The 6213-nt window shown below is 69.6% G+C and carries 7 protein-coding genes and 1 pseudogene; 3 read left to right on the forward strand and 5 right to left on the reverse strand.

The features are described from left to right. Positions 1-165: 165 nt before the first annotated feature. The 4 genes from C5F48_RS21315 to C5F48_RS21330 all read right to left on the reverse strand — a co-directional run bounded on the left by C5F48_RS21315 (position 166) and on the right by C5F48_RS21330 (position 3280). Complete coding sequence (locus tag C5F48_RS21315; protein ID WP_211314659.1) at positions 166-1455, reverse strand: 4Fe-4S binding protein; 1290 nt, start codon at positions 1453-1455, stop codon at positions 166-168. A gap of 104 nt (positions 1456-1559) precedes the next feature. Further along, positions 1560-2393 carry an FTR1 family iron permease gene (locus tag C5F48_RS21320; protein ID WP_107665778.1) on the reverse strand — a complete coding sequence of 278 codons (834 nt, stop codon included), beginning with the start codon at positions 2391-2393 and terminating at the stop codon, positions 1560-1562. Next, the gene (locus C5F48_RS21325) at positions 2390-2737 is read right to left on the reverse strand and encodes a cupredoxin domain-containing protein (protein WP_107665779.1); all 348 of its coding nucleotides are present in this window, start codon (positions 2735-2737) and stop codon (positions 2390-2392) included. The genes C5F48_RS21320 and C5F48_RS21325 overlap by 4 nt, the downstream gene beginning before the upstream one ends. A gap of 3 nt (positions 2738-2740) precedes the next feature. Next, entirely contained in the window at positions 2741-3280 is a 540-nt protein-coding gene (locus tag C5F48_RS21330) for an iron transporter (RefSeq protein WP_107665780.1), read from the reverse strand. A gap of 207 nt (positions 3281-3487) precedes the next feature. Here C5F48_RS21330 and C5F48_RS26500 point away from each other — a divergent pair. Continuing rightward, positions 3488-3655 (forward strand): annotated as a pseudogene (locus C5F48_RS26500) (N(2)-fixation sustaining protein CowN); the annotation flags it as partial. A 59-nt stretch (positions 3656-3714) separates the two neighbouring features. Here C5F48_RS26500 and C5F48_RS21335 read toward each other — a convergent pair. Beyond that, on the reverse strand, positions 3715-4416 hold the full coding sequence (locus C5F48_RS21335; protein ID WP_211314658.1) for a GntR family transcriptional regulator: 702 nt from the start codon (positions 4414-4416) through the stop codon (positions 3715-3717). Positions 4417-4536: 120 nt separating this feature from the next. Between C5F48_RS21335 and C5F48_RS21340 the strand changes: the two genes are divergently transcribed. Both C5F48_RS21340 and C5F48_RS21345 read left to right on the forward strand, forming a co-directional pair. Then, positions 4537-5598, forward strand: a complete 1062-nt coding sequence (locus tag C5F48_RS21340) for a zinc-dependent alcohol dehydrogenase (protein WP_107665781.1) — start codon at positions 4537-4539, stop codon at positions 5596-5598. Next, on the forward strand, positions 5595-6213 hold a 619-nt coding region (locus tag C5F48_RS21345), incomplete at its 3' end, for an alcohol dehydrogenase catalytic domain-containing protein (RefSeq protein WP_258186548.1). The genes C5F48_RS21340 and C5F48_RS21345, both read left to right, overlap by 4 nt.

Genomic DNA, 6213 nt, shown 5'->3' on the forward strand with positions numbered 1-6213 from the left:
GGAGCCTCTTCGCCTGTTCGGTTCGGCTTTCCGACGATCTCTGTAAAGACGGAGGGTTTCCCATCGTCTTCATCACCTGGGGTGAGCATCTCGGGACTGTCCGGGCAGGGAGCCGACATGGCCACCCGAGGCGCCACGCTGCCGAGGCTCCCGCCTCAGGGCGATCTACCAGATCCAGAACAGCAGGACCCAGCATCCGATCGGGGGGAGCAACGCGGCGCCGCACAGCGCCAGCGCTCCGCCCCGCCGGGCGGGCGAGGCATTGCTGCGTTGGATGATGCGGACGGCTAGCACGATGGACCAGCCCGCCGCACCCGCCAGCGCAAGCCCCCGGGCCGGGCCGGCGTCGATCATCAGCCCCTCCGCGCGGAGCATGGTCACGGTGAGTGCGGAAAGCCCAAGGATCACCCCGCAGGCCGCAATCGGGATGAGGCTCTGGGTCAGATGGTGGAAGCGGCCCCAGCGCCAGGGCCCCAGAAGCCGGGTGGCCAGAGCGATCGGCAGGCTGATCGACAGGGTCAGGATCAGCGTGACCCCGGCGAGGTAGATTAGCATCGTCAGCCCGTCCAGCACGCTCAGCGCGTCGTTCTGTTCAGGGTAATTGGTCAGGAGCCACCAGGGCAAGGTGGTCTGAAGCGGCCAGATCTGGCCGGCCCCGACCAGCCACCCGGCCAGCAGCTGTTTCAGCGCGACGAACCAGGGGCTCGCGCTCCACTGAAAGGCGGCGGTGGCCACCCCCAGCAGACCGACGATGATGAGCAGGCTGTCCCAACCGTTCGCGGTCCGCGCGCCGACGGTGACCACCTCCGCCCCGGGCAGGCGCGCCTCGAGGCTCACAGCACCCCGGAACCCGGCGCAGCGGCCGCACATGTGGCAGGGTGAGGCGCTTTCCATCGTGCGGACCGGCACCAGCGGCTCGCAGTTGAAACGCTGCAGACGGGCCACATCCGGGGGGCAGGCGTCCCATGCCCGGGAATCCACCGCGAAATACAGCGGCGCGAGTCGGGCCAGCAGACCGAAAACCCCGTTCACCGGACAGAGGTAGCGGCACCAGACCCGCTTGTTGCGCCCGTAGAGATGGCCCACCATCATGGCAGCGAGGGTGGAGCCGCCGAGGATGAGCAGCGCCGGGGCCGGATACTGGTAGACGGAGATCAGCTGCCCGTAGACGGTGGTCAGCACGAAGGCCGCAAAGGGCCAGCCGGGCCAGCGCAGCCAGCGCGGCACCGCCCTGCCTTGCCCGCGGCGCGCGGTGAAGGCGGTCAGCGCGCCCTCCGGGCAGAAGACCCCGCACCAGAGGCGGCCGAACAGCAGCACGGAGATCAGGGCGCCCGGCCACCAGAGCCCCCAGAACACGAATTGCGCGAAGAGGGTGAGGTTGGACCAGATATGCGCGGCGGAGCCCGGCAGGGGAAGGATGACCGGGACGACCAGCAGGAACGCGTAGACTGCCACGACGCCCCACTGGATCCGGAACAGAAGGGGCTGGTGATCGCGCAGCCAAAGACCCGCCCTTTGCAGGCGGGTCCCGGAGGCAAGCGGCGGCACCGGGCGGTGCATCACGCCGGTCCGGCGAGGCGGCCCGCGCGGCGCCACGGGCGCAGGAGCAGCGTCACCAGCAGCGCGTAGCCGATCCAGGTCGCCAGCGTCACCGTGTCGGGCATGGCCCGGTAGCCGGTGAGGGAGGCGACGAGCCCGCCGAGGGCGCCCATGTCGTCGAGGAGCCAGGAGCTGTCCCAGACCGGATCTCCGTAGGGCAGCAGCCCCAGCGACACCAGATGTCCGGCGCCGGTCACCAGCAACGCGCAGCCGAGCAGCAGCAGCATGAGCTCGGAGATGCGGAAGAAGGTGGACCAGCGCAGCCAGCGACTCCCGGCCTGAAGCAGCGCGTAGCAGGTCAAGGCCGCCGCAAAGCCGGACGCAACGGAAAGCAGCGTCCCGTTGAACCGGATAGGGCCCGCGGCCGCCAGGGTGCCGGCCAGGAAGATCACCGTCTCGCTGCCTTCCCGCGCCACCGCGATCAGAGCCAGTGCGAAGATGCCCCAGAGCCGACCGACGGTCAGCGCCGCGTCCAGCCCGCGTTCGAGGTCGTGCCGCAGGCTGCGGCCGTGCCGGCGCATCCAGATCACCATCTGCAGGATCAGCGCCACCGCGAGAAACATCGCGCCGGCCATTAGCCGTTCCTGCGCCTCGTCCCCGAGGGACTGGGCGAGCCGCATCATCCCCAACCCGAGCGCCGCGGCCAGCGCAAGCCCGGCCGCAACTCCGCCCCAGAGATAGCGCAGGCCGCCCGCACCGCCCGGCGCATGGGACAGCCAGCCATGCAGGATCCCGACCACGAGAAGCGCCTCGACACTCTCGCGCCAGATGATGAAGACGATCTGCCCGTTCATTGGCCTTCGCTCTCCTTCGCCACGATCAGGCCGTGCGCGCTGTCCATCTCGAGATGAAACTCCTCGAAGAACGGGTAGTCGCCAGGCGACAACCGCCGCACGGTCACGAAGGATTCCGCGCCCGGTGACAGGACCTTTTCCTTGCGCATCCGGAGGCTCTCGAACTCCGCCGGGGTGGCGCCGCTGTTCACGATCTCGATCTTGAAGGCGACGCCGGCCGGAACCTCCAGCCGGCGCGGCGTCACAACGCCATCCTTCATTTCGATGCGGAAGCTGGGCAAAGGCTCCTCCGCCGGTGCCGGTGCGGCAAGGAGAAGTGCGGCCAGCAGGATGGCGCGGGCCATGGCTCAGTAAGCCCCCTTCTTCCCGGTGCCGGCGTAGACGAAGTCATAGGTCAGGGTGAAGGGCTCGAACCATTCCCCGACGCCGGTTTCCCGGTCGGTGTGGCGACCGAAATGGGTGTGCTTGTCGGCGGTGGGCGGCGACACCGTGAAGGTGAGCGTATAGGCGCCCGGGCCCATGAGCTTCACGTTGTCGCCGTAGTGAAGCCCGTCGCTCGCCACCATCGGCATCAGCGTGCCGTCGGTCGTCTCGCCGGTGTCCACCTTGGTCAGCTCGAAATCGACGAGCAGGTAGGGGGACCACTCCCCTTCGGCGAGCCCGTTCGGGTTGTCGGCCAGCGCGTGGATATCCGCCTCGAGGTGGATATCGGAGTCCGCGGCGGGCCGCATCATGCCGGGCGGGTCCATCTCGATCGGCTGCAGATACACCGCGGCCACCTCGAGCCCGCCGCCGGATTGGGGAGCGCCGATCGGATATTCGAGGGCGAAGGCCGTGGGGGCGCCGATCGATGCGACGATCGCCGCGAGCAGGACAGTGCGGGACATGGGGAAGCTCCTGATGTTACCGGGTTTCTGGCTGGCTGCGCGGTCGCGCGGCAGGTGGCTTGCCTACGCTCGAATATCCGACGAAATTTGTCGGCAAAATGCGACACCGAGCCACAGCCTCATGATCTGGCTGTCAGGGGCAGGCGGCAGGAGCTCACCGACGGTTGATGCCTCGCACCGGACAGGCAGCAAGGGAACGTCCCCGATCACTACAAAACCTTCATCGGCATCGACCGCGACGCCGATGCGGACGGCAGGATGCGGCTATGGGACGTTGCGATGGGGCGGAGCGGCAGGCCGTGGCATGGCTACCTGACCAGCAGGCTGGCGCAACGGGCGCGGACGCGGCAGGGCGACCTGCACGTCATCGGCAGCCGGATGAACGCGCCGCTCTTTCTTCGACGGCATCGGCGACGAGAAGGGTCTGGCGCTGCTCAGGTCGAGACATGGGTCAGCAGGCCCTGCCCGCCGTTCTCTATGTCGACGCGGATCGCCGCCCGGGCGGCTTCGGGATCGCGGGAGCGCAGCGCGGTGATGATCCTCAGATGCGGGTGCGGGTCCCAATCCGCCGGGACGCCCTCGTCGTAGAGATGCGACAAGATCGGACCGCAGCGCACCCAGAGGCCCTCCACCAGCTCGTAGGTGATGGGCTGCGCGCCGAGGCGGCACAGGGCCAGGTGGAACTGGGTGTTCAGGTCGATCGCGTCGGGGAACTCCCCCGCCTTCTGCACCTCCATGATGCGCCCATGCAGCTCGGCCAGACCGTCGATCTCGGCGGGGGTCGCCCGCAGCGCCGCGGCGGCCGCGGCGCGGCCCTCCAGATCGACCCGGATGGCGCGGATCTCGACCAGCTGGTCCCGCGTGAGCGTGGGCACCGTGACGGTGCCGCGCGGATCGAGGGTCAGCGCGCGCTCCACCACCAGCCGGGTCAGCGCCTCGCGCATCGGGGTCGCGCTGATGCCGAATCGCGCCGAGATCGGTCGAAGCGGTAGTTGCGCGCCGGGCTTCAGCTGTCCGCGCATCAGCGCCGCCCGCAGTTCGCCATAGGCGCGGTCGCTCAGGCTCTCCTTCGCGATGGGCCGCATCCAGTCGTTGGATTCATTGGCGAACTGGGCTTCGCCGGGGGATCTCGACATCTGCCGCATACCTCTTGACTTGGGTGTTATAACAAATAACAGTTAAAGCACAAATGGGAAGACCCTTCGGGGAGGAGTGGTCGCAAGATCATCCGGCGGACTTCCTACAGGAGGATACCAATGCTTGCACTGCGCAAGACCCAGCCCGCGCCCGGCGCGGCGCTGGTCGATGTCCCGCGGTCCGAAGGCGGGCCGCCGCCGGGTCAGGTGGAGATCAGGATCGGCGCCGCGGGGATCTGCGGCAGCGACCTGCATGCCTTCGAGTGGACCCCCGGCTACGAGTTCATGACCCCGGGTCTGCCACTGACCATGGGGCACGAATTCTCCGGCATCGTCCGGGCGGTCGGCGAGGGCGTGATCGACCCGGCGCCGGGCGACCGGGTGGTGTGCTGGCCGACGATCACCTGCGGGGCCTGCGAGTCCTGCCGTGACGGGCGGCCGCAGGATTGCACCGCGCGCCGCATCATCGGGCTGCACCGCGACGGCGGCTTCACCGAGAGCATCGTGGCGCCGGCCGGGAACTGCCGGGTCATCCCAGACGGGCTGCCGCTGCAGACGGCAGCGCTGGCCGAGCCGCTGTCGATTGCCGTGAACGCCGTCGACATCTCCGGGGCGGGACCGGGCGACGCCGTGGTGGTCCTCGGCCCGGGGCCGATCGGCATGGCGGCGGCCTGGGTCGCCCGCAACCGCGGCGCCGATGTGCTGCTGGTGGGTCTGGGCGACGGCGAGCGGCTCGCCGTGGCGACGACGCTCGGACTCTTGACGGCCGACCTGCGCGACGAGACCCTGGCCGACGCGGCCCGGCGCCTGCTCGGCCGGACGCCTGATAGGGTGATCGAGGCCACCGGCGCTGCCGCCTCGGTGACGGCAGGGCTGGAGCTGCTGCGGCCGCGCGGCATCCTCGTGGTGGCGGGGATCCACAAGGAGCCCTGCCCGATCGACCTGACCGCCTTCGTCCGGCAGAAGAAACAGATGCGCGGCGCGCATGACACGACCTCCGAGGCGCTGTCCGAAGCGATCCGCCTGCTGGACGCGCATTCGGCCGAGCTCTCGCGATTGATCACCCATCGCCTGCCGCTCGAACGGGCGCTGGAGGCGATCGACCTCGCCCGCAGCCGGAAGGCCGTGAAGGTACTGCTCCTGCCGCCCGGCGCGGAGCCCGAAGCAAAGGAAAGCGCATGACCGAGGAAAACCGGGTTGTCCTGGCCGCGGGGGCCGGTGGCCCCGAGGTGCTGCGGCTGGAGAACCGGCCGAGGCCCGTTCCCGGACCGCACGAACTGCTGGTCCGGGTGCATGCCGCGGGGGTGAACCGTCCCGACGTGATGCAGCGCCAGGGCAACTATCCCCCGCCCCCCGGCGCCTCCGAGGTGCTCGGGCTGGAGCTGGCCGGCGAGGTCACGGCCTTGGGCGAGGGCGTCACCCGCTTTGCGCCGGGCGCCCGGGTCATGGGGCTGGTGCATTCCGGCGGCTATGCCGACTGGGCGCTGGTGCATGAAGAGATCGCCATCGGCCTGCCCGACAGCCTTGGCTATGTCGAGGCGGCGGCCATTCCCGAGACCCTACTTCACGGTCTGGAGCAACGTCTTCGAGCGGGCCGGGCTGAAGCAGGGCGAGACCATCCTGATCCCATGGCGGCACCTCGGGCATCGGCTCGACCGCCACGATGCCTGGCCAAGGCCTTCGGCGCGACGGTCCTCGTCACGGCGGGCGGGCCGGAGAAACTGCACGGCCGCCCTCGGCCGTCGGCGCGGATCACGCCCATCGACTACCGCAGCGCCGATTTCGTCGCCGAAGCGC

Origin of the sequence: Cereibacter changlensis JA139, from assembly GCF_003034985.1 — a bacterium.
In the GTDB taxonomy this organism is placed as follows: domain Bacteria; phylum Pseudomonadota; class Alphaproteobacteria; order Rhodobacterales; family Rhodobacteraceae; genus Cereibacter; species Cereibacter changlensis.